The sequence below is a fragment of the Kiloniella spongiae genome (assembly GCF_001026905.1).
Taxonomy (GTDB): Bacteria; Pseudomonadota; Alphaproteobacteria; order Kiloniellales; family Kiloniellaceae; genus Kiloniella; species Kiloniella spongiae.
Map to the genome: position 1 here is coordinate 221,397 of NZ_LAQL01000007.1, position 22,005 is coordinate 243,401.

Sequence of the window (22,005 nt, forward strand, 5' to 3'; positions counted from 1 at the left end):
GCTTATTTATGGCCCCCGGATAGTGCGGCAGCGAGGTCATCAGGCAACGCATGTGCCCATGCTGATATTGACCCGGCTCCAAGACAAACGACGACGTCACCCTTGGTTGCCGTTTCCGCAACTAATTCTGCAAGCTTTTCTGGGGCGGAAAGAGGAATGGCGTTTCTGTGTCCACGGGTCAGAAGGCCTTTGACAAGGCTGTCACGATCAGCACCTTCTATCGGATCTTCCCCAGCGGTGTACACATCAGACACGATGACTTGATCTGCGTCATTAAAGCAGGAACAGAACCCTTCAAAATGATCAGAAAGGCGTGAATAGCGATGCGGTTGTACGACGGCGATAACTTTGGAATCTTCGTCAATCGCTTGTCTTGCAGCTTGTAGAACAGCAGCAATTTCGACCGGGTGATGTCCGTAGTCATCAATAATAGTGATGCCGTTAACTTCACCTGTTTTGGTGAAGCGACGTTTCACGCCCTTGAAGTCTAAAAGCGATGCGCGAATTTCATCGTCATTCATGCCGAGTTCACTGGCGACGGAAATCGCGGCAAGGGCGTTGAGAATATTGTGATTGCCCAGCATGGGTAACCGGCAATCGGTAACGGTTCTGCTTTCGGTTTCGGTGCGCTTTGAAATAACGACATCAAAAACGTTACCAGTGATTTCGGTGCGAACATTTACGGCACGGAATTTGGCCTGGGGACTAAAACCATAGGTGACAATTCTGCGATCTTCGATGCGTCCGATCAGCGATTGAACTACCGGGTGATCGATACACAGAACGGAAAACCCATAAAAAGGGATGTTCTTAACAAAAGTCGCAAAGGCATCATGGAGGGCTTCAATGGAGCCGTAAAATTCCATGTGTTCCGGGTCAATATTGGTAATGACCGAGATTGTTGCGGGTAGCTTGATAAAAGTTCCGTCACTTTCGTCGGCTTCAACAACCATCCAGTCACCATCGCCCAAGCGTGCGTTGGTACCATAGGCATTGATGATTCCGCCATTGATAACGGTTGGATCAAAGCGTCCGCCATCGAGTAAAGCGGCAATCATGGATGTCGTTGTTGTCTTGCCATGCGTTCCGCCCACAGCAACACAGGATTTAAAGCGCATCAACTCGGCAAGCATTTCAGCACGACGAACAATCGGTGTCAGATTATTTCGTGCTTCTTCGATTTCGGGGTTATCAAGTTTAATGGCAGAAGATACCACCACGACACGGGCGTCTTTCACGTTTTCAGCCTTGTGGCCGATCATTACTTTAATACCCATATCGCGCAGACGGAGAACGTTGGCTGATTCAGCAATATCACTGCCCTGAATCTGGTATCCCAGATTATGCAGGATTTCTGCAATTCCGCTCATTCCAATACCACCAATGCCAACAAAATGCAGAGGGCCTATGTCGAGTGGCATGCCTTTCATGCTGCCGCCCCCGTTGAAACGTTCTCGCTTGTTAATTTTTCGTCTCCGTTGCTTTCTTTTATGCCGCACACAACATCTGCTAGATTACTCGCGGCGCCAGTAATGGCACTGTTGCGGGCACAAGATGCTGATCTTTCGAGCAATTGTGTGTGTGAAAAAAGTGAAATTAATCTATCGGCCAGTTTTTGTGGCTCCAAACAGCTCTGCGCCATAAGCCAGCCAGCCCCTGCATCTGTGAAATCACGCGCATTTTTAGTCTGGTGATCGTCCGTTGCATGAGGGTAGGGAACCAGAATAGCGGGGCGTCCCGCCGCAGCCAGTTCTGTCACTGTAGAAGCACCAGAACGGCAAATCGCAATATGTGCTGATGCAAGTCTTGCTGGCATGTCATCAAAAAAGGTTCTGAGATCAGCTTTTATGCTTTTGTCTTTATAGAGAGCTTCGATTGTCTCTGCCCCTTCTCCGCGCACTTGCTGTGAAATACGAAGGCGCGTCCGGATTTCTTTGGGGAGAAGAGCAAGGGCTTCTGGAACAATGGTATTAAATACTGTTGCGCCTTGGCTGCCGCCTGTGACAAGGATACTTAATTCTGACTGTTCATCTGGTATTTGATAGCCTGTTTTCCGAAGCGTCAGAATTTCAGGACGTACCGGGTTGCCTGTCAGAGTGACTTTCTTCTCTAAACCTTGTGGTACGTGGCTGACGTTTTTGAACGAGGTACAAATGCCGCGGGCTTTACTGGCCATCAAACGATTGGCGCGACCAAGCACCGCGTTTTGTTCGTGTAGATAAAGAGGAATGCCAAGTTGTCCCGCGGCTAGTCCCGCAGGGACAGAGGCATAACCGCCAAAAGCGACGACAACATCGGATTTGATGGATTTGAGCAATTTACGTGCTTTTAGGGTGCCAATGAAGATCTTACTCAAACTCAAAATTTTACGCACAATACCGCCGCCAGCAACACCGCCGGCTGATACGCGATAGACTGTTACGTCTTTGAGATCATCGCCGAACCCGGCCCCTCTAAGATCTGTGATAAGGCTGACTTTATTGCCGCGGGCTAATAATTCTTCAGCAAGAGCGCGTGCTGGGAACATGTGTCCACCAGTTCCGCCGGCTGTTAGTACAATGTGCATTGGGTTCTTCGTCATTATATGCCCCCGTCATAATCGCCATGGGGGCGACGTCTGGTGAAGGCCAATACCATTCCCATACCGACAGCCAAAGCGAGTAGGGATGATCCGCCGTAGCTGATGAAGGGGAGTGTCATTCCTTTTGTCGGGATAAGGTGAATTGCTGATGCCATGTTGATGATGGCCTGCAGGCCAAATTGGACGAGTAAGCCTGTGCAAGCGAGTAGAACAAAAAGATTGTTCTCTTGTAATAAACGGCTGAATCCGCGCAAAACAACAAAAGCAAAGAGACTGACAATAATCAGGCAGGCAATCAAACCAAGCTCTTCGCCAGCAACAGAAAAGATAAAGTCAGAATGTGCATCGGGTAATTGAGACTTCACAGTGCCTTCGCCGGGGCCTTGTCCAAGTAGCCCGCCATTTTTAAAGGCTTCCATAGAGCGGTTGACCTGATAGCGACTTCCCGCTGCGGGATCAAGAAAGCCATCGATACGTGCTGTAACGTGCGGGAGGGTAAAGTAAGCCGCAATCAAGCCAAGTGCAGCGAAAAGAACAAGTCCGCCAACCAAAATCATTGGAAGTCCGGCTAAGAACAGTTGTACGCCACCAATGGCGGTCACAACAACTGTTTGCCCTAAGTCTGGTTGCATCAATAGAAGGCTGATCACGACCAACCAAATACCGATCGCAATCCATGTACCGGGAATGCCTTCGTCACTTTTTGCACTGGCAAGCATCCAGGCAATAGTGACGGCGAAAAAGGGTTTAACAAATTCTGAAGGTTGAAGAGAGAAACCGAGTATGTTGATCCAGCGTGTAGCACCTTTGATTTCAACGCCTAATACAAGCGTTGCCAACAAGGCAAGGACTGTTAACCCCATGCCTATAACGGCAAAACGGCGCACTTTTTTAACGGGCATCAGCGAAATGCCGATCATGAATGTCGCCGCTGCTGGGAGAAGCAAGAAATGACGTTTCGCGAGTTGAAAGGTGCCAACACCACTAATTCTATCAGCCGCTGCAGGAGAGGCCGCAAGAACCAAAAGCGCGCCAAACCCCATAAGAGCAAGTAATGCAGCAAGATTCCAGCGATCTACAGTCCACCACCAACGACCAAGAACAGATGTGTCTGTACGAGAAAAAGTGCTCATGAGGCAATTTCCTTTACAGGCTGGAGTTTTAGCTTTGCCACACATTCTTTAAAATGATTGCCCCGAAGCTCAAAACCGCGGTATTGGTCCCAAGACGCACAAGCAGGGGATAGAAGTACAACGGGATTTTCTTCGGGTGATTGTGACGCGTCATTAGTTGCTTTTTCGACAGCAACATCCAATGTTCCGCAAATTTCATAAGGCAAAGAGCTGCCAATCTGATTTGCAAAGTCATTAGCACTTTCGCCAATAAGATAGGCTTTGCTAATACGAGTGTAATATGGTGACAGGCTTTCGATGCCGCCTTCTTTTGCTCGTCCGCCAGCTATCCAGAAGATATTGTCATAACTGCTGAGCGCACGTGCGGCGGCATCTGCATTGGTTGCCTTTGAATCATTGATATAGCGAACGCCATGTATTGCCGTAACCAGCTCTTGCCGATGTGCTAAACCAGGGAATGAGCTCATCCCGGCGATGATTTCATCGTCAGTTAATCCAACACGACGACATGCAGCAAAAGCAGCGGCAGCATTCTGGTGATTATGGTTGCCGGGCAATCGCTCTATAGAATTAAGATTGGTAACATCTTTTTCATCTGCAAAAGCATCGTCGACTAGGTGACCTTCAACGACAAACACGCCTTCAGCCAATCTGGTTGATCCGGAAATGGGTATCGTTTTAACTGTTCCGGTCTGGTTGATCGTATCAAAGACTTCGCGCGAATAATCGTCATCCATTCCAATAATGGCTGTATCGCTTTTTGTCTGGCGTTCGAAAATATGTTTCTTCGCTTTGATGTAGCCCTGTATATCGCCGTGACGATCCAGATGATCTGGGCTGACATTCATGAAGAGCGCAATATCGAAAGAGAGTTGCGATAAGAGGTCGAGTTGATAGGATGACATTTCCAGCACATAGATGCCTGTTGCATCCAACCGCGGTAATTCCAGCGCAGGTGTACCGAGGTTTCCCCCGACAGCAACATCGCGCCCTGCTGAGGTTAAAATGTGTGCAATCAGGCTTGTTGTGGTTGATTTTCCATTGGTACCGGTGATGCCAATGAATGTTGCTTTGGGAACTGCCCTGTATAGCAACTCAACTTCGCAAATAATTTCGACATTATTTTTTTGTGCGGCCTCGGCAACTGAATGTGGTGCAGGGTGGGTCAGGGGAATACCCGGTGACATTACCAGAGTTTGAACCGCATCCCAATCGCAGCTATTCAAATCGACAAGTTCAAGACCTGCTTCTTCAGCTTTTTCACGACCTGTCGGATTGTCATCCCACGCCCAGACTTTTGCACCGGAACGCGTAAGCGCACATGCCGCAGTTAACCCTGAACGCCCCAGACCTAAAACGGCAAAGGCTTTTTCATTGGTTGTACTGATGTATGTGCTTAGGTCGATCATTTATTCTCTTATCTAAGTTTCAATGTGGCGAGGCCAATAAGGGCCAGGATCATAGAGATAATCCAAAAACGGATAACAACGGTCGGTTCTGCCCATCCCTTCTTTTCGAAGTGATGGTGCAAGGGCGCCATTCGAAAAACACGCTTACCCGTCGTTTTGAACGAAGCGACCTGGACGATCACGGAAATGGTTTCAAGAACAAAAAGACCACCAATAATAGAGAGAACAATCTCGTGCTTTGTGATGACAGCAATGGTTCCGAGAGCTCCCCCCATGCTGAGAGAACCTGTATCGCCCATAAAGACCATGGCGGGTGGTGCGTTGAACCAGAGGAAGCCGAGACAGGCACCAACAAGCGCGCCACAAAATACAGTCAATTCGCCTGTGCCGGGTACATAGGAAATCTGAAGGTATTCAGCAAAAATGGTGTTGCCTACTAGGTACGAGATCAGGCCGAAGCAAGCACCGGCGATCATCACTGGAACGGTTGCCAGTCCATCAAGCCCATCGGTTAGGTTGACTGCATTTGATGCGCCTACCATCACGAAGACAGCAAAAGGAACGTAGAAAAGACCGAGGTTGAGCATAAGTTCTTTGAAGAATGGGATCGCCAGATGGGTTCCCATTTCCGGCGGACTGACAGCCATTGTGCCCGTTGCTGCGAGAACAGAGATTAGGACTTGCGCAAGTAGTTTGGCTTTTCCGGGAAGACCTTTGGTATTGCGTTGTGTCAGCTTGAGATAATCATCACCAAAGCCAATAAGACCAAAGCCAATGGTCACGAGTAGAATGATCCAGATAAAAGGATTACTCAGATTTGCCCAAAGTAATGTGGAAACTGAAAGAGCGAGCAATATAAGGGCACCACCCATTGTCGGGGTGCCCTTTTTGGTCAAAAGGTGGCTTTCTGGTCCATCATCTCGGATTGGTTGACCTTCGCCCTGTTTTATCTTTAGCCAGCGAATAATTTTAGGGCCAAAGATGAAGGAAATAAGAAGCGCAGTCAGAACGGCACCCCCGCTTCTGAAGGTAATGTAGCGGAAAACGTTGAAAAGTGAGTAGTCATCAGCCAGCGGAAGGAAGATTTCATACAACATTACTCGTCTCCTCCAGCATTTTGTGCAGATAGAGATTTCAGAGCTTCTATAATCACGGACATCTTACTTCCCAATGATCCTTTAACTGATACAACATCATCGGCCTGAAGTTCCGTGGCTAGAACGACGGCTAATTCTTGTGAATTTTCTGTGTGAGCACCGCGCAAATTCGCGGGCAAGGCCTCGTGTAAGGCTTTCATGTACTGCCCGCAAGTAAATACGAGATCTATTCCGGAATCATTAATCGGAGCAGCTAGATCGGCATGTATTTTTTTTGCTTTTTTGCCAAGCTCCAACATATCGCCAAGAACAGCTATTCGACGTCCGGAATTATCAGGAACAGCATTCGCTAATACATTTATGTTGGCTCGGACGGATGCAGGGTTCGCATTGTAACTGTCGTCGATAAGTTCGAAATGTTTACCATTGGCGAGCTTCTGAACCGATTTTTCTCCACGCCCGGGAAGTCCCTGCACGGTGCTTAAGTCTGCGGCGGCTTTTTTTACGTCAGCACCAATTGCATCAATAGCGGCAAGAGCGGCCAAGCTGTTTAAGATCCAATGGAAACCGGGATTGGAAATAGTGTAATCAATAATCTTTCCGCAAATATCGGCCTGAACTCGACTGTATTCGGCGAATAGCTCATAGCCGATCAATCTTGCTTGTGCTTTGGGATGTTCGCCAAAATTGATAATTTTTGTGATGCCATTTGTCTGTGCACGTTCGGCCATCAGGTCAAAAAGTTGATGGTCGCGGTTTAATATCGCAACGCCATCAGAAGACATTGCTTCGAATATTTCACACTTTGCTTCTGCAATTTCTTCGAGTGATTTAAAAAACTCAAAGTGTGCGGCTTCGATCGTGCTAATGATCGCAACATCGGGACGAACGAGTTTGGTCAGTTCGCGGATTTCACCTGTGCTGTTCATTCCCATTTCGTTGACGGCATAGACAGCATTTCGTTGCATGCGGGCCAGGCTGAGTGGGACGCCCCAATGGTTATTAAAGCTTGCGGCACTGGCCGCTGTTTCTGCTTGTTGGCTCAAACAGTGTCGCAGGATTTCTTTGATCGTAGTTTTGCCGACCGACCCTGTGACTCCGATAAATTTAGCTGAACTGTTGGCACGGGCTGCGGCACCAAATCGGTTGAGAGCGCCGAGGGTATCATCAACAATCAAGAGAGGCGCATTGTCAGAAAGACGTTCTGGGCGGCGTTGAACGACTGCTGCAGCGGCACCTTCTTCAAAGGCCTTGGCAACATAATCATGACCGTCAAAGTTGGGACCTTGTAGAGCGAAGAACAAGTCGCCCTTTTCCATGCTTCTGGTATTGAGGGACAGGCCTGTTGCTTGCCAGTCTTGTGTATTCTCACCACCCGTCGCACTTGCTGCTTCTTCGGCTGTCCACAATATTTCACGCACGATCTGGACCTCCTATATTCCGGGTTTCTAGCGTATGATCTATTGCCTCTTTGGCAATGATGCGATCATCAAAGGGAAGAATCTTATTGCCGACAATTTGGCCGCTTTCATGACCCTTTCCGGCAATAATAAGGAGATCTCCGTCATGCAGATCTGAAACGGCTTTAAAAATGGCTTTTCTGCGATCATCGATTTCAATGGCATTTGGGGCTGCGGCCATTGCTTGCGCGCGGATCGTTGCGGGGTCTTCTGTTCTGGGATTGTCATCTGTAATGTAGGCCTGATCAGCCAATTTGTCTGCAATACCACCCATCAATGGACGTTTCCCCGGATCGCGATCACCGCCACATCCAACAATAATAGAAAGCTTGCCAGATGTGTGTGGGCGTAGTGCTTGAATAATAGTCTCTACAGCATCGGGGGTGTGGGCAAAGTCCACATAAACTGTGCCACCCTTGGCTGTTTTGCCAATTTTCTCGGCGCGCCCCGGAACACCTTTCAAAAAGGGAAGGATTGGAAGAATTTCTTTAAGCTTTGCGCCGCTGGCGAGGGTTAGTCCCACAGCAGCCATAATGTTTGAAGCCTGGAAGCTACCTGTCAAAGGAAGCGTGAGCTTATGAGTTTCGCCAAAAAGAGATAAGACCAGATCCTGTCCTTCAGTTGTCGGGCTTTGTTTGATGACCTGCAAATCGCTTGGATTATGTCCGTAGCTGATGACGTGGTGATTTCTCTTTGCACAAATTTTAGTAATTTGCGCATACTCTGGCATATCTGCATTGAGAACAGCGGTTGCGCCCACTGGCAACAAGTCATGGAACAACCTGAGCTTGGCGTCCAGGTAACTTGCCATATCCGGGTGATAGTCCAGATGGTCCTGAGAAAGATTGCTAAAGGCTGCTGCCTTTAGGCGCAAGCCGTCAAGGCGATACTGGTCTAGCCCGTGGCTGGATGCTTCAAGTGCCAGATGATCATACCCAAGGTCAGTAATGTTTTTGAGGCTGTTAAAAAGCCCAATTGAATCAGGGGTTGTTAGCGCAGCGGGCGCATTTGGGATTGGTGGATAAATTCCCAGAGTACCAAGGCTGGCAGCTTTATGTCCTAGTGCTTCCCAAATTTGTCGCGTGAAAGTCGCAATAGATGTCTTGCCATTGGTGCCTGTGATCGCAACCAGTGTTTCCGGTTGCTTTTGGCTAAAAGCAGCCGCCAGTAAGGATAATGCCTGTCGCGGATTATTGCTTTTCAGAACGGTAACTTTTGTTTCAAACCCAGAAATATCTCTGTTTGAAGGGACCAGAACAGCTGACGCGCCTGATGCCAGCGCTTGAGGGATGAAGTCAAAGCCATCCGGACCACCTTCAACTGTTGAGGGCAGAGCGGCAAAAAGAGAGCCTGTTTCTATTTTTCTGCTATCAAGAGACAGAGCTGTTATTTCCCTGTTGTCATCGCTGCTTGAGGGACGAAATTCTTCCGGTACTCGTGACAACAGTTTATCTAGCCGCAACCTTACGTCCTTCCATGCGGGCCTTTGCCTTTTTCAAAATTGTATTTCCTACGGTATCAGCATCTTCAATATAAGCGGGTTCTATGCCCATAAGGGGCGCCATTCTCTCGACAACGCGTTTAACCACGGGGGCTGCTACCCAGCCACCTGTTGCAAATCCATATGTCTTCTTGGTGCCTTTGGGTTCATCCACCATGACATAAACGACATAGCGTGGATTGTTCATCGGGAAGGCCGCTACAAATGAGGAAACGCGTGAGTTTTTCACGTACCGTCCGCCTCTTAGTTTGTCTGCAGTGCCTGTTTTTCCGCCGACGAGATATCCTTTGGCATTGGCGTTTTTACCTGAACCGTGCAAAACAACAAGTCTCATTAAATCGCGCATATAATCAGACGTTTTTTCACTCAAAATACGACGCCCGAGTGGAATATCATCTTCGGCACGCTTTATGAAAGTTGCTGGTTTTAATGTGCCGCCATTCACGAGACTGGAAATAGCTGAACTTAGCTGTAACGGGCTAACGGCAATACCATGACCGTAAGAGATGGTCATAGTGTTGATTTCACGCCAGGGCGAAGGAACCAGTGGGGTGCCTACTTCGCTGATCTCGACAGATGCCGGGCGTAACAGGCCAAAGTTTGATAGATATTTACGCTGCCCTTCGGTACCAACTTCCATCGCCATCTGAACAGTACCGATGTTACTGGAATAGATAAGAATTTCGGGTACAGACAACCAACGCTTCAAGGGTGTGTAATCGTTAATGGTAAAGCGGGATACACGAATAGGCTTGCTAACGTCATAGCCGTCATAAACCGATGCAACGCCTTCATCCAAGGCCATTGCAGAGGTCAGTAGTTTAAACGTTGACCCCATTTCATAGATGCCCAGTGTGGCGCGATTAAAACGTGCGTCATCTGACGCCATTCCGGGATTACTTGGGTCAAAGCTGGGGAGTGATACAGAAGAAACGATTTCACCGGTGTTTGCATCCATAACAATGCCTGCGGCGCCAATGGCACTGAACTCTTTCATGGAACGCGCCATTTCTTCGCGCAGGATATGTTGAACACGCAGATCCAGACTCAACTGAATAGGTTCAGGATTTTCACGTAACACTCTATCAAATGAACGCTCTATTCCGGCAAGGCCTTTGTTGTCAACGTTTGTGAAGCCAATAACATGGGCACCAAGATTGCCGTGAGGATAAAAGCGGCGCTGTTCTTGTTCAAACTCTAGACCGGGAATACCCAAATTGTTGATTGCATATTGCTGGCGTGGTGTCAGGTTTCGTTTGATCCAGATAAAGCCACGGTTAGAGGAGAGCTTCTTTAAGAGCTTGTCCTGAGAAAGTTCAGGCAAAATATCGGCGAGAACTCTGGCCGCGGCTTCCGGATTTGGAATTTTTCTTGGCTCGGCGTAAAGCGATGCGGTTGGAAGTGTCGTGGCCAGAACAATACCGTTACGATCAACAATATCTGCGCGGGTCGTTTGAACCGGTGGCGCTTCATCAATCTCCTGCACCGTTTTGTTGCTTGTTTTTGGCCCCTGCAAAAGGGTCAAATCAACCAGGCGGATAGAGATGACCATAAAGGCCATTGCCATCAACGCACCGGAAACAATCAGGCGCGTCCGGCCAACTTCAAGAGCTTGTCGTAAACGCCCATCCAGTGTGATCACCGACTTAGGCGTTTTGGGGTTGTTCAGATTAGTTAAACGGCCTTGTTGGTTATCATCGCGCCAATCACTCATTCTGTCACCTCTGCACTGGCAGGGGTTGCAGACCCTGGTAATTTGATGCTGGTGCCGGGTGTTTTTTCCTGATTTTTATAAGGAAGATCCGATAGGGTTATAACTTGCGCCGGATCCAGTGGTTTTAGTTCCAGATATTGAGAAGACAGGCGGGCTAGACGCTCTGGACGGTTAAGATAGCTCCACTCTGCCTGTAAGATGCGAATAGCTTCCTTATCCCGTTTAATTTGAGATTCTACACTGGCCAATTGTCCTTCGAGCGCATTCACTTCTTCTTTGATTTGAAAAAGAACGATTGCACAGGCCGCGCCAACGACGATCCATATTGTGAGGCCGAGGTTCTTCATGCGACTTCTCCTTTTGTGCAAGGAGCATCTGTGCGGATTGCCACCCGCAGCTTTGCTGAACGGGAACGAGGATTTTCACTGCATTCTTTCTCGCTTGGGGCAATAGCTTTTTTTGTCGGTAGAGAGAACGGTGCTTTACGCAGAGCCGCGGGCTCGACCGTCGGAGAATGACGGGAGCCCTGCGGCGTCCCCCCACTGCGTTCGCGTAAGAAGTTTTTAACGATACGATCTTCCAGAGAATGGAAGGAGACAATTGCCATGCGACCACCTGGGTTCAAAAGCTGTTCCGCAGCTTCCAATCCACGTTCCAATTCGCCCAGTTCGTCATTAACGAAAATGCGTAAGGCCTGGAAAGAACGGGTGGCTGGATGAATGTTTTTTCCGTCTTTTCTGGGTTTTTGCCTGATTATACGACGAATGAGTTCGGCTAGCTGTAGTGTGGTTTCAAAAGGCTTTTCGATCCGATCTGTCACAATCGCGCGAGCAATTAGGCGTGATTTTTTCTCTTCCCCGTATTTGTAGAGAATATCCGCGATTTCTTTTTCTTCGTAGGTATTTACGATGTGTGAGGCTGGTGGACGCTGGTCAGAATTTGGGCCGTCCATGCGCATATCGAGTGGGCCGTCTTCCTGAAAAGAAAAACCACGTTCAGCTTGATCCAGCTGCATAGAAGAAACACCAAGGTCCAGCGTGATACCATCAACCTTGTTGATGCCAGCCTCTTTTAAGAGCGCTTGCATATCACCAAAGCAACCGGAAAGAGTCGAGATTTTACCTGCAACCACTTCGGGTAGCTTTTTTGCATTTTCATGCGCTGTAGGGTCGCGGTCGATGCCAAATACTTTGCAATCAGCCTGTTGTGCAATCGCACGGCTATAGCCACCAGCACCAAAGGTGCCATCCACAAACACTTCGTTGTCCTGTGGGGTTAGGGCAGCGATGATTTCCGGTAACATGACAGAATAATGACCGTCTTGCTGGGCATTCAGGTTGGCATCATGCGGTCCACCAGATGCCGTAGATGTCTGGTCGTGTGGGTTGAAAACAGGGTGTGGGATAGCAGATGGAGAAAGAGGAAGGGTCATCCGTTTTCTCCTTCCCGATCCAGCGTAATCGTTAACTTTTTAGCTTTTGCGCGATCTCGTGCCTCTTGTTTTTTCTCTTCCAGAGTCGCAGGATTCCAAACTTGAAACAGATCTCCTTTTCCGACAAACGCAGCGCGATCGCTAATTTGGGCATGCGCGATCAGTGCGGGGGGTAAAAGAATGCGTCCGTCGCCATCAAAAGAAAGCTGGTGAGAGTCTGCAAGAATAGCTGTGGCAAGATCATCGTGCTCATCAGAGAAGAGGTCCAGATTTGAACTCATGCTTTTGTGGAGGCGACGCATGAAATCCATACCAGCTGCTTCTAGGGCATCAGCACGATATGAGCGGAAAATGACTATTCCCTGAAAAGGTTGATCGGCGAGCATTTGGCGAAAAGTAGCCGGAACCGACACGCGGCCCTTCTTGTCTACCTTGTTTTCAAATGTACCTATAAAAAAGGTCACTGATTCCGCCCCAAAATGAATTGACCGATATTGGTCTCTTAAGAACGCACCCCTGCGTTCTTGTCTCGCCCTGTTCCCTGTTTGGTCTGAAATGGGTCGTTTCTGATCTCAAATGGGATATTCTGGGATATCATGGGATTTGATGGGTGTCAATGGCTTCAAGCTGTGTCAAGGTATGGTTAAAACATAGTTAATTGCTTATTTTTTAAGGCAAAATTTCCATGAATACTTTGCTGAAGAATGAGATTTTGAATTGATTTTGTTGATAAAATTGTGTTGTTGAGTGAGGGTGATTCTAAATTAGTAGATCTTCGGTTTATCGGGTTTTTACCTGTCGTGCTCTGATGGCGGTAAGCTTTTAAACAAAATTCGATCAGTTTATCCGTATTTTGGTCGCTATCAGAAGCGATTTATGCGTTAGATTTTGTTATTTAGATCCTGATCAGATTCTGGTTTTTGTTTTCGATTGGCTTTTAATTCTGAATTGAACTGACAATGTTTTTGCCTTTAGTTGATGAACGAAAGATGTGAACGGATGAGTAGAATTGCTCTTGATGCTGCAGATATTCGTATTCTTGCCGCAGTGCAACAGAATGGGCAGCTCAGTAAATCGAGACTTGCAGATATTGTGAATCTCTCGCCCACTCCTTGCTGGACACGTTTGGGAAAACTCAAGAAAGCGGGATTGATTAAGAGGTATTCTGCTGAAATTGCGCTCGACAGTATTGTGAGCCTGTCCAAAGTTATTGTGACTGTTTCTTTAGCGAACCACCGCAAGCAGAATTTTGAGTGCTTTGAAGCCCATATTCGTGATGAGGATGACGTTGTGGAATGTATCGCCACAGGGGGCGGTACCGATTACGTGATGAAAGTTGTCTCTAGGGATCTATCTTCTTTTCAGGATATGATGGAGGTCATGCTTTCTGCAGAATTGGGAATTGATCGTTACATGACTTACATTGTTACCAGAGAGGTCAAATCTGCTTCACCAAACCTCTCGCGATTGCTTCCTGAACCGAAAGGTTGAAGCACTATCAGATACTTCAAAAATGCCGATCTAATGGCAAAAGACTAAATGGATTACATGGGCAAGTAATATTAGTCTGTTTGGTCTTTTAGATAGAAAAACTTAGACCGTTTTTTCCTGTAATCACTGTTAGCGTCTAATTGAATTTGATTTAGATGAAGCAGCGAAAAAAGCTGCTCAAACAAAGGTGAGCAGCATGGCGAACACTGACGATTTTGGTTTTGGTACACAAATCCGCAAATCCCCTTATTTTGATGCAACTGTCCGCTGGGGAGCAAAAGCATTTTCTGTATACAATCATATGTACATCCCCCGTGATTTTGGTAATCCGGAACAGAACTTCTGGAACCTGATAAATGATGCGATCTTGTGCGATGTGGCGGTTGAGCGGCAGGTCGAAATTACAGGCCCTGATGCGGGAAAATTTGTTCAGTTGTTAACCCCGCGAGATTTATCAAATCTTGCAGTTGGGCAATGTAAGTACATTTTGATTACCAATGCTGATGGTGGGATCTTGAATGATCCGATTTTACTGCGCTTGGCAGAGAAGCATTACTGGATATCTCTGGCTGACAGCGATCTCTTGTTTTGGGCACAGGGGGTTGCAGTTCATTCGGGCTTGGATGTGAAGGTTCGCGAACCTGATGTTTCTCCTCTTCAATTACAGGGGCCCAAATCCGGTGAAGTGATGAAGGCGCTATTTGGCGAAAGTATTATGGATCTGCGTTACTATTGGCTGCGTGAAGTCAATCTTGATGGAATTCCATTGATCGTTTCACGGACAGGGTGGTCAAGTGAGCTTGGCTATGAACTTTACCTTCGTGATTCTGCAGATGGTAATGCGTTGTGGGAGAAGATCATGAAAGCAGGTGAGCCTTTGGGATTAAAGCCCGGACATACATCTTCAATTCGCCGGATAGAGGGTGGGATGCTGTCCTATCATGCAGACATGGATATTCTGACTAATCCTTATGAATTAGGATTGGATCGATTAGTTGATTTAAACATGGAAGCAGAGTTTATTGGTAAAGATGCTTTAAAGGCAATCCATCGAAATGGTGTCGCCCGTAAACAGGTTGGCCTTCGAATTGAGGGGCCGGCACTTAAAGGTCCGAATACAACGTTTTGGTCTGTGCAAAAAGATGATCAAGTTGTGGGAAAGGTGACTTCAGCCGTTTATTCTCCTCGTCTTGAGCAAAATATTGCCTTGGCGATGGTCGCTGCTGAAGTGGGTGAGATTGGTGCTGTTTTTAGTGTTGAAATGCCGTCTGGGATTGTAAAGGCAACTGTTGTAGACAAGCCTTTCTTTGACCCGAAAAAGAAGATTGCTGCCGCAGCCTGAGTATACTTGAATATTCCGTACCACTAGCAATGGCTTAAAGATTATGTCTGAACTTTCTATTGAACTTAGCTGGCGGCGCTCTGAAACAGAATTGCGTCCGGGCAAGTATTCCAATGCACATACCGTGCGCTACAATGATACTTATGAGATGCAAGTTGACGCTGCACCTGATTGGGGTGGCGATGCAAGCAACACAAATCCGGAACAGGCTTTGGGGGCTGCTCTATCCAGTTGTCACATGATGACCTTTTTGGCATTAGCTGCCAAAGCGGGCTGGCCTGTTGCAGGTTTTAAAGATCGTGCGGTTGCTTATTTAGGTAAGAACCCAAAAGGGCAAATGTCCGTTGTTAAAATTGATCTGCATCCTGTTGTTGCGTTTGACGCTGGCTTCACGGTTGCAGCAGAAGAACTGGACAAGATGCAACATCGTGCGCATCGGTATTGTTTTATTGCGAATACATTAGCTGATAACGTCGAAATCAACATTTGCACGATTTAGGGAGAACGGGCTGTGCCAGAGATTGAATCTGATCAGGATATTCTAATCAGTGAGAAAGATGTCACCGGGGTCTTGCGACTTACCTTGAATGATAACAGGCGGCGTAATGCGTTATCGGAAGAAATGTTGCGCGAGTTAGACGTCGCATTTTCCAGCGCAGCCGTGGATAGCTCGGTACGTGTTATTATTTTGGCGGCGAAAGGATCTGTGTTTAGTTCTGGCCATAACCTTAAGGAGATGACTTCTGCGCGTGAACATGATGATCGTGGTAGAGCTTATTTTGCCAAAATACTAGCATTATGTGCCAAGGTTATGCAGGGAATTGTCGCTTGTCCGAAACCTGTTATTGCTGAAGTCTCTGGGGTTGCTACGGCAGCAGGCTGTCAATTGGTGGCAAGCTGTGATCTCGCCATTGCATCTCAAACAGCTCAATTCAGTACACCGGGCGTTCATATAGGGCTTTTCTGTTCAACGCCTATGGTCGCTTTATCGCGCAATGTATCAAACAAGCATGCCATGGAAATGCTTTTGACCGGGGATATGATTTCTGCGGCCCGGGCTGCAGAAATAGGTTTGATTAACCGGATTACCTCTGAACAAGAATTAAGTGAAGCAGTACTAGCACTGGCGCACAAGATTGCATCAAAATCCAGTTTGACACTCGCGACTGGGAAACGCGCTTTTTACGAGCAATGTGAAATGAGCTTGTCGAAGGCTTACGAGTACGCATCGAATGTGATGGTTGAAAATATGCTGGCGTTTGATGCCGAAGAAGGCATCGGCGCTTTTGTTGAAAAGCGCACGCCACAGTGGCGAGATGAATAAGCCCGAAATGAGTAGGTTGGAGATGAGTAATCCCTATAACACCGATCTTGATCGTAATCCTGCTAACTATCAGCCTTTGACCCCTTTGAGCTTTCTCGAACGTGCGGCGAGTGTATTCCCGAAACATGTGGCAATTATTCATGGTGAATTGCGACGTATCTATGCTGATTTTTATACCCGCTCGCGCCAATTGGCTTCTGCGTTATCGCAACGTGGTATTAACCGTGGCGATACTGTTTCTGTTTTGCTGGCGAATACACCTGCTATGCTGGAATGTCATTACGGGGTGCCGATGTGCGGGGGCGTGCTGCATTCAATAAATACAAGGCTGGATGCGGCGGTCATTGCATTCCAGCTGGATCATGCCGGGGCAAAGGTCGCAATCGTTGATCGGGAATTTATGCCACTGATGCAACAGGCACTCGCTTTGGCGACCGTTGCCCCAACGCTTGTTCAGTATGACGATCCTGAATATTCTCAACCGGCGCAGTTGGTTGATAGCCTTGATGTCGATACTCTGGATTATGAGAAAATGTTATCGCAGGGAGATGCTGAGTTTGACTGGCTGATGCCCGAAGATGAATGGGACGCTATTTCTATAAACTATACGTCCGGTACAACGGGTGATCCCAAGGGCGTGGTGTCTCACCACCGGGGCGCTTATTTGTTGGCACAAGGAAATGCTCTGACAACCTCAATGGCTAAACATTCTGTCTATCTGTGGACGCTTCCGATGTTTCATTGTAATGGCTGGTGCTTTCCTTGGACTCTCTCAGCCGTGATAGGAACGCACGTTTGTCTGAGACAGGTGCGGGCTGAGCCAATCTGGAATGCATTGGCAGATCACGGTGTGACGCATTTGTGTGGGGCGCCGATCGTTATGTCCTTGATGATTTCTGCTCCAGATAGCGAAAAGCGAGATTTGGACCACGCAGTTCAGTTTTTGACTGCGGCGTCTCCTCCACCGCAAAAGCTGTTGGCGGATATGAAGTCTGCCGGATTTGATGTTACCCATTTGTACGGTCTCACGGAAACCTATGGACCTGCTGTGGTGAATGATTGGCATCAGGAATGGTCAGATCTGTCGCCGGATCAACAGGCCAGTCTTAAGGCAAGACAGGGTGTCCGATATTTACCCTTGGAGCAATTGGATGTCATTAACCCGGAAACAATGACACCAGTACCTCGTGACGGCGAAACACTGGGGGAAGTGATGTTCCGCGGCAATGTTGTAATGAAAGGTTATTTTCGTAATCCAAAGGCAACGAAAGAGGCCTTCGCCGGGGGATGGTTCCATTCCGGTGATTTGGGCGTAATGCACCCTGACGGATATATAGAGCTCAAAGACAGGTCGAAGGATATTATTATATCCGGGGGCGAAAATATTTCGTCAATTGAAGTCGAGGAAATTCTTTATCGACACCCCGCGGTTGCCGTCGTCGCCGTCGTTGCAATGCCGCATAAAAAATGGGGAGAAACGCCCTGCGCTTTTGTCGAAGTTGCTTCAGATAAGAATGTGAACGAAGAGACACTAAATGATTGGTGTCGAGCGCATCTGGCAGCTTACAAAGTTCCGAAAAAGTTTATTTTTACCTCTATCCCCAGGACATCCACAGGGAAAATACAGAAGTTTGTTTTAAGAGAGCAGGTCGTAAACCTGAATGATGAAGAGTAAGGTTTGGAGAGATAGATGTCAGACGGTCATAAGCCGGGTTTTGTCGCTTGCCACAAAGCCGAAGCCCGTGACAACGGAAGGCTATTCATCTGGGATGCTCATTGCTGAGCACCTCTCGCAACTGACCCGGTCGACGATGCGGAAAAACACCTGATTCCTCAAAACAAAGTTTTGTGAATCTGCCGACCCTATTTAGTTTTGCTCCCGGTGGGGTTTACCATGCCGCTTCCATTTCTGGCCGCGCGGTGTGCTCTTACCACACCCTTTCACCCTTACCTGCTTGTTGCACTCCATAAAGAAATACAGCCTACAGGTGGTTTGCTTTCTGTGGCACTTTCCCTAGGGTCGCCCCCGCCGGGCGTTACCCGGCACCGTATTCCCGTGGAGCCCGGACTTTCCTCCCTTTCCGGTTCAGGTCAAACCTGCCAGAAAGAGCAGCCTGTCGGACCGTCTGACGCGCTAGAGTTAGGGGGCTTCCGGTCTGTCGTCAAGCCGGGAATGTAAATCGGCTAGAATTTGGCAACATTCCAGATCGATTTTCCCATCTAGTTTGCTCTGTCGAAAATGTCTCTGGAAGGCAATGATGGCAGCTTTCGTGGTGACACCGGTGGGACTTTCTAGCTCGACCTGATAGCCGTACTCGCCAAGCTTAGCGATGAAATTCTCTTCTGAAATAGTTTTGCTTTGTGCTGTTGCACTGGGGAAAAAGCCGATGCCTTGTTTTGCTAAAAGTGCCCAATCAAATAACTCTCCGGGGTCTTCCTTGCGTTCGGGGGCAATATCGGAATGGGCCAGCACTCGGTGTGCCGGAATAGGATGGCGCTCTAGGATTTCTTCGCTGAGGGCAGCAACAGCTTTCATCTGTGCAGGTGGAAAACCTCTATATCCCCATTCATGGCCGGGGTTGACGATTTCAATTCCTATAGAGCAGCTATTGATATCTGTTTCACCGCCCCAGTAAGCTACTCCAGCATGCCACGCACGCTGTTCTTCATGGACGAGTTGAAAAACCTCACCATCTTCTTCGATCAGATAATGGGCACTTACCTGTGCTGCTGTACTACACAAGCGTTCAAGTGCGTCTTTGCTCGTTTGCATGCCAGTGTAGTGTAACAAGAGCATATTTATAACGGATCCCTCGGGGCGCGGGCCAAAGTTTGGAGACTGGAAAGTCGTATTGGTTTTCATAAAATACTTTCCATTTCTGCCATCAGTGTTTTGTGTGGTCTGGCTTCAAGCTTTTTCAAAATTGGATTATGGTCGACGATGTTCTGATTGACAGAGAGTAACCATTGCCTGAATTTTCGCAGGGCTGGTCTGTTTGCTTTGTTTTTGGGACTGACAATATGGTAGCGGCCAATCAGGGACACGAGATGAGGAAAAGGCATGACCAGTCGACCAGAAGCTAAATCCTCTTCGGTCATCATCAAATCCCCAAGGGCAACCCCGTATCCCATCGCTGCAGCCTGAAGAGCACTATCAGTTGTGTCAAAAGCTTCCCCATGGTTGGGGTCCAGAGATGTCGTTTTTGCTTCTTTGCACCACTGTGCCCATTCTCTGTATTTGCTTTGGGAAGTCAGTTGACTCCCGTCTTTATGAGAGCTGCCACAATGTAGAAGCATTACTTCGCTGAGTGAATTCGGATCTTGTGGGTTTGAGAGTTTTTGCAAAGTTGAAGGCGCGCAAACAGGCGTCATCCATTCATTTGTAACGACAGTATCGTGAAGCCCGGTTTGCATGCAGTGACTATGCAGTATCCCTGCATCAAAATTTTCTCTGTCAAAATCAACCGGAAACCAAGCTGTGGTTAGCCGGATATTGATGTCTGGTTCAAGCTGCTGAAACTCTGATAATCGGGGGATGAGCCATCGTACTGCAAAAGAAGGGAAGACTTTTATCGTTAATTCTTCGGATGTTCCGGTCAGTTCTTCGGATATCTCATGCACGCGATCAAAAACATCGCTTAAAACGGGGAGAAGTTTTTGTCCGTTATTCGTAAGGCTTAAGCCACGATGTTCCCGTTCAAAAAGCTGGATTTGATAATAGTCTTCCAGTGTTTTTATCTGGCGGCTAATTGCGCCTTGCGTGACGTTTAGTTCGTCTGCGGCATCGGTAAAACTTAACCTTCTGGCCGCGGCTTCAAAAGCTTTGAGCGCATTAAGGGGCGGGAGTTGTCGACGCATTCTTTTTCCTATGAGAAAAACTCATTCAAGTATGACAAATTCCAGTTTGAATAACAACCCTCAGTAATCTTAACTATTGATCAGAATTGGAAATTCAGATTTTTATGTGTGATGGAGTTTTGCTGTTATGAGAAAAAATCGACTTATTGCTCAATTTTTGCAGCGCTTCTCTATCAGTAAAGATGGCTGTGAACTTTATAGCTTGGGTGGCTTTCGTTTTGAGGGCAAAAGGACGAGTAGAGATTTTCTCGTCAAACCAACTTTACCAGATGTCAAACTTGATATTTTACCTCTGGATACTCAGAAGAACCTTTTCTGCGATTGCCATAGACGCGGTCAATCCCGGAGATTCAATCCCAAAGAGGTTTACTAAACCTGGAACGCCGTGGTTGTTTTGATCTTGAATGACAAAATCGACAGCCGGTTTGCCCGGGGCCTGTAATTTGGGGCGGATGCCAGAATAATCGGGCGTTAAAGTACCGTCTTTGAGAGCAGGCCAGTACCGTCGAATTGCCTCATAAAAAGGCGTTGATCTATCGGGAGAAACTTCATAGTCCAGTGTCTCAACCCACTCCACATCGGGCCCAAATCTAATCTGCCCCTCCATATCCAAAGTAACGTGAACGCCGAGTCCTGCTGCTTCTGGAACCGGATATATCAGGTTAGAAAAGGGCGCTTTGCCGCTAAGACTAAAGTAATTGCCTTTTGCATAGAAAAGATCAGGGACACAGTTTTTGGGAAAATTAATAAGTTTTCCTGCCAATATTGGTGCATAAAGTCCCCCTGCATTGACGACAGTTTTCGCGCGAAGAGTCATAGGGCTTTCACCGCCCGTATGAAGAATAATTCCCTGATCGCTGACCTCTCCACCTGTAACGGGTGTGTTAAAGGCAATCATACCGCCGTAATTTTCCAGATCGCCCTGAAAAGCGAGAATCAAATTATGAACATCAAGAATGCCAGTTGATGGTGAATAGAGAGCTTTGGTTGCGTGAAGTTCAGGCTCGCGAGCTTTGATCTCTGATTCTGAAAGGTAATATAAATCATCAACGCCGTTTTTAATCGCGCGCTTTCTAATATCTTCCAGCGTGTTTTCTTCTGCTGGGGTCGTCGCAACAATCAGTTTGCCGCAATTTTTATGAGGTACGGCATGATCATGGCAATAGCTATAGAGAAGCTCTTTGCCTTTGACGCAAAGTTCTGCCTTTAGGCTGTTTTGAGGATAGTAAATACCGGCATGAATAACACCACTGTTTCTGGCCGAAATTTCGGATCCGGGCATGGACTCTTTTTCAATGACGATAACTTCGCGTCCAGATAATGCCAGCGCACGAGCACAGGCCATACCAACAACGCCTGCGCCAATGACAACACAATCAACTTGTTCCATAATTATTCTTACTCGCCGAGAAACATCCGAAAATTAACTTTTAAATCTCGTATATAATAGAGCAATGCTATTATCGTTGTCGGGTAAAAAGCTAAATAAAATTCAGTGTAAACGTCTCTATATTCAACCTTTTCTCCTGCCGTATGTGATAGGATAGTGTCGAGGAGGTTTGGGAAGGAAGATACGGCGAGCCAAAGAGTAGTAGCAATTATCCATCCTGATAAAAAGGGCCGTATTCTTAGTAAAGGAGTTTTTTTAGCAAGCCAAATAAGA

Annotated in this window: 19 protein-coding genes and 1 other RNA gene; 5 read left to right on the forward strand and 15 right to left on the reverse strand. The window is 47.4% G+C overall.

Features of this window, described 5'->3' with window-relative positions; all coding sequences use genetic code 11:
- Positions 1-2: 2 nt before the first annotated feature.
- Genes murC through WH96_RS12375 form a run of 11 tightly spaced genes read right to left on the reverse strand, consistent with a single transcriptional unit; the run spans position 3 to position 12,791 of the window.
- Positions 3-1,430, reverse strand: coding sequence for a UDP-N-acetylmuramate--L-alanine ligase (murC, locus tag WH96_RS12325; protein ID WP_047764459.1), 1,428 nt, complete (start codon positions 1,428-1,430; stop codon positions 3-5).
- Positions 1,427-2,581, reverse strand: a complete 1,155-nt coding sequence (murG, locus tag WH96_RS12330; RefSeq protein WP_047764460.1) for an undecaprenyldiphospho-muramoylpentapeptide beta-N-acetylglucosaminyltransferase — start codon at positions 2,579-2,581, stop codon at positions 1,427-1,429. Before murG ends, murC begins: the two co-directional genes overlap by 4 nt.
- Positions 2,581-3,714: a putative lipid II flippase FtsW gene (ftsW, locus tag WH96_RS12335; RefSeq protein ID WP_047764461.1), complete on the reverse strand. Its 1,134-nt coding sequence runs from the start codon at positions 3,712-3,714 to the stop codon at positions 2,581-2,583. The genes murG and ftsW overlap by 1 nt, the downstream gene beginning before the upstream one ends.
- Positions 3,711-5,123, reverse strand: a complete 1,413-nt coding sequence (murD, locus tag WH96_RS12340; protein ID WP_047764462.1) for a UDP-N-acetylmuramoyl-L-alanine--D-glutamate ligase — start codon at positions 5,121-5,123, stop codon at positions 3,711-3,713. Before murD ends, ftsW begins: the two co-directional genes overlap by 4 nt.
- Before the next feature lie 8 nt (positions 5,124-5,131).
- Positions 5,132-6,220 carry a phospho-N-acetylmuramoyl-pentapeptide-transferase gene (gene mraY / locus WH96_RS12345; RefSeq protein ID WP_047764463.1) on the reverse strand — a complete coding sequence of 363 codons (1,089 nt, stop codon included), beginning with the start codon at positions 6,218-6,220 and terminating at the stop codon, positions 5,132-5,134.
- Complete coding sequence (locus tag WH96_RS12350) at positions 6,220-7,641, reverse strand: UDP-N-acetylmuramoyl-tripeptide--D-alanyl-D-alanine ligase (RefSeq protein WP_245629487.1); 1,422 nt, start codon at positions 7,639-7,641, stop codon at positions 6,220-6,222. The genes mraY and WH96_RS12350 overlap by 1 nt, the downstream gene beginning before the upstream one ends.
- The gene (locus tag WH96_RS12355) at positions 7,634-9,142 is read right to left on the reverse strand and encodes a UDP-N-acetylmuramoyl-L-alanyl-D-glutamate--2,6-diaminopimelate ligase (protein WP_053005887.1); all 1,509 of its coding nucleotides are present in this window, start codon (positions 9,140-9,142) and stop codon (positions 7,634-7,636) included. The genes WH96_RS12350 and WH96_RS12355 overlap by 8 nt, the downstream gene beginning before the upstream one ends.
- Positions 9,129-10,895 carry a peptidoglycan D,D-transpeptidase FtsI family protein gene (locus WH96_RS12360; RefSeq protein WP_047764465.1) on the reverse strand — a complete coding sequence of 589 codons (1,767 nt, stop codon included), beginning with the start codon at positions 10,893-10,895 and terminating at the stop codon, positions 9,129-9,131. Before WH96_RS12360 ends, WH96_RS12355 begins: the two co-directional genes overlap by 14 nt.
- Positions 10,892-11,242 (reverse strand): cell division protein FtsL, encoded by a 351-nt coding sequence (ftsL, locus tag WH96_RS12365; protein WP_053005888.1) that lies wholly within the window; start codon positions 11,240-11,242, stop codon positions 10,892-10,894. Before ftsL ends, WH96_RS12360 begins: the two co-directional genes overlap by 4 nt.
- Positions 11,239-12,327: a 16S rRNA (cytosine(1402)-N(4))-methyltransferase RsmH gene (gene rsmH, locus WH96_RS12370; protein ID WP_082130466.1), complete on the reverse strand. Its 1,089-nt coding sequence runs from the start codon at positions 12,325-12,327 to the stop codon at positions 11,239-11,241. Before rsmH ends, ftsL begins: the two co-directional genes overlap by 4 nt.
- A complete protein-coding gene (locus WH96_RS12375) occupies positions 12,324-12,791 on the reverse strand; it encodes a division/cell wall cluster transcriptional repressor MraZ (RefSeq protein WP_047764466.1) in 468 nt (155 codons plus the stop codon). The genes rsmH and WH96_RS12375 overlap by 4 nt, the downstream gene beginning before the upstream one ends.
- A 535-nt stretch (positions 12,792-13,326) precedes the next feature.
- Here WH96_RS12375 and WH96_RS12380 point away from each other — a divergent pair.
- The 5 genes from WH96_RS12380 to WH96_RS12400 all read left to right on the forward strand — a co-directional run bounded on the left by WH96_RS12380 (position 13,327) and on the right by WH96_RS12400 (position 18,159).
- On the forward strand, positions 13,327-13,818 hold the full coding sequence (locus WH96_RS12380) for an Lrp/AsnC family transcriptional regulator (RefSeq protein WP_047764467.1): 492 nt from the start codon (positions 13,327-13,329) through the stop codon (positions 13,816-13,818).
- A 196-nt stretch (positions 13,819-14,014) separates the two neighbouring features.
- The gene (locus WH96_RS12385; protein ID WP_047764468.1) at positions 14,015-15,160 is read left to right on the forward strand and encodes a glycine cleavage T C-terminal barrel domain-containing protein; all 1,146 of its coding nucleotides are present in this window, start codon (positions 14,015-14,017) and stop codon (positions 15,158-15,160) included.
- 43 nt (positions 15,161-15,203) lie between these two features.
- Positions 15,204-15,659, forward strand: a complete 456-nt coding sequence (locus WH96_RS12390) for an OsmC family protein (RefSeq protein WP_047764469.1) — start codon at positions 15,204-15,206, stop codon at positions 15,657-15,659.
- Positions 15,660-15,671: 12 nt separating this feature from the next.
- The gene (locus WH96_RS12395) at positions 15,672-16,484 is read left to right on the forward strand and encodes an enoyl-CoA hydratase (protein WP_204248191.1); all 813 of its coding nucleotides are present in this window, start codon (positions 15,672-15,674) and stop codon (positions 16,482-16,484) included.
- A 22-nt stretch (positions 16,485-16,506) separates the two neighbouring features.
- Positions 16,507-18,159 carry an acyl-CoA synthetase gene (locus WH96_RS12400; RefSeq protein ID WP_047764586.1) on the forward strand — a complete coding sequence of 551 codons (1,653 nt, stop codon included), beginning with the start codon at positions 16,507-16,509 and terminating at the stop codon, positions 18,157-18,159.
- 14 nt (positions 18,160-18,173) lie between these two features.
- On the opposite strand, the gene rnpB is transcribed toward WH96_RS12400, so the two are convergent.
- The 4 genes from rnpB to WH96_RS12415 form a co-directional block, all read right to left on the reverse strand.
- An RNA gene (gene rnpB, locus WH96_RS21405) (RNase P RNA component class A) lies at positions 18,174-18,614 on the reverse strand.
- A gap of 10 nt (positions 18,615-18,624) precedes the next feature.
- Positions 18,625-19,347 carry an N-acetylmuramoyl-L-alanine amidase gene (locus WH96_RS12405; protein ID WP_047764470.1) on the reverse strand — a complete coding sequence of 241 codons (723 nt, stop codon included), beginning with the start codon at positions 19,345-19,347 and terminating at the stop codon, positions 18,625-18,627.
- Positions 19,344-20,342, reverse strand: coding sequence for a transcriptional regulator GcvA (gcvA, locus tag WH96_RS12410; protein WP_053005889.1), 999 nt, complete (start codon positions 20,340-20,342; stop codon positions 19,344-19,346). Before gcvA ends, WH96_RS12405 begins: the two co-directional genes overlap by 4 nt.
- Before the next feature lie 286 nt (positions 20,343-20,628).
- Complete coding sequence (locus WH96_RS12415) at positions 20,629-21,732, reverse strand: NAD(P)/FAD-dependent oxidoreductase (protein ID WP_047764471.1); 1,104 nt, start codon at positions 21,730-21,732, stop codon at positions 20,629-20,631.
- Between the last annotated feature and the right edge of the window lie 273 nt (positions 21,733-22,005).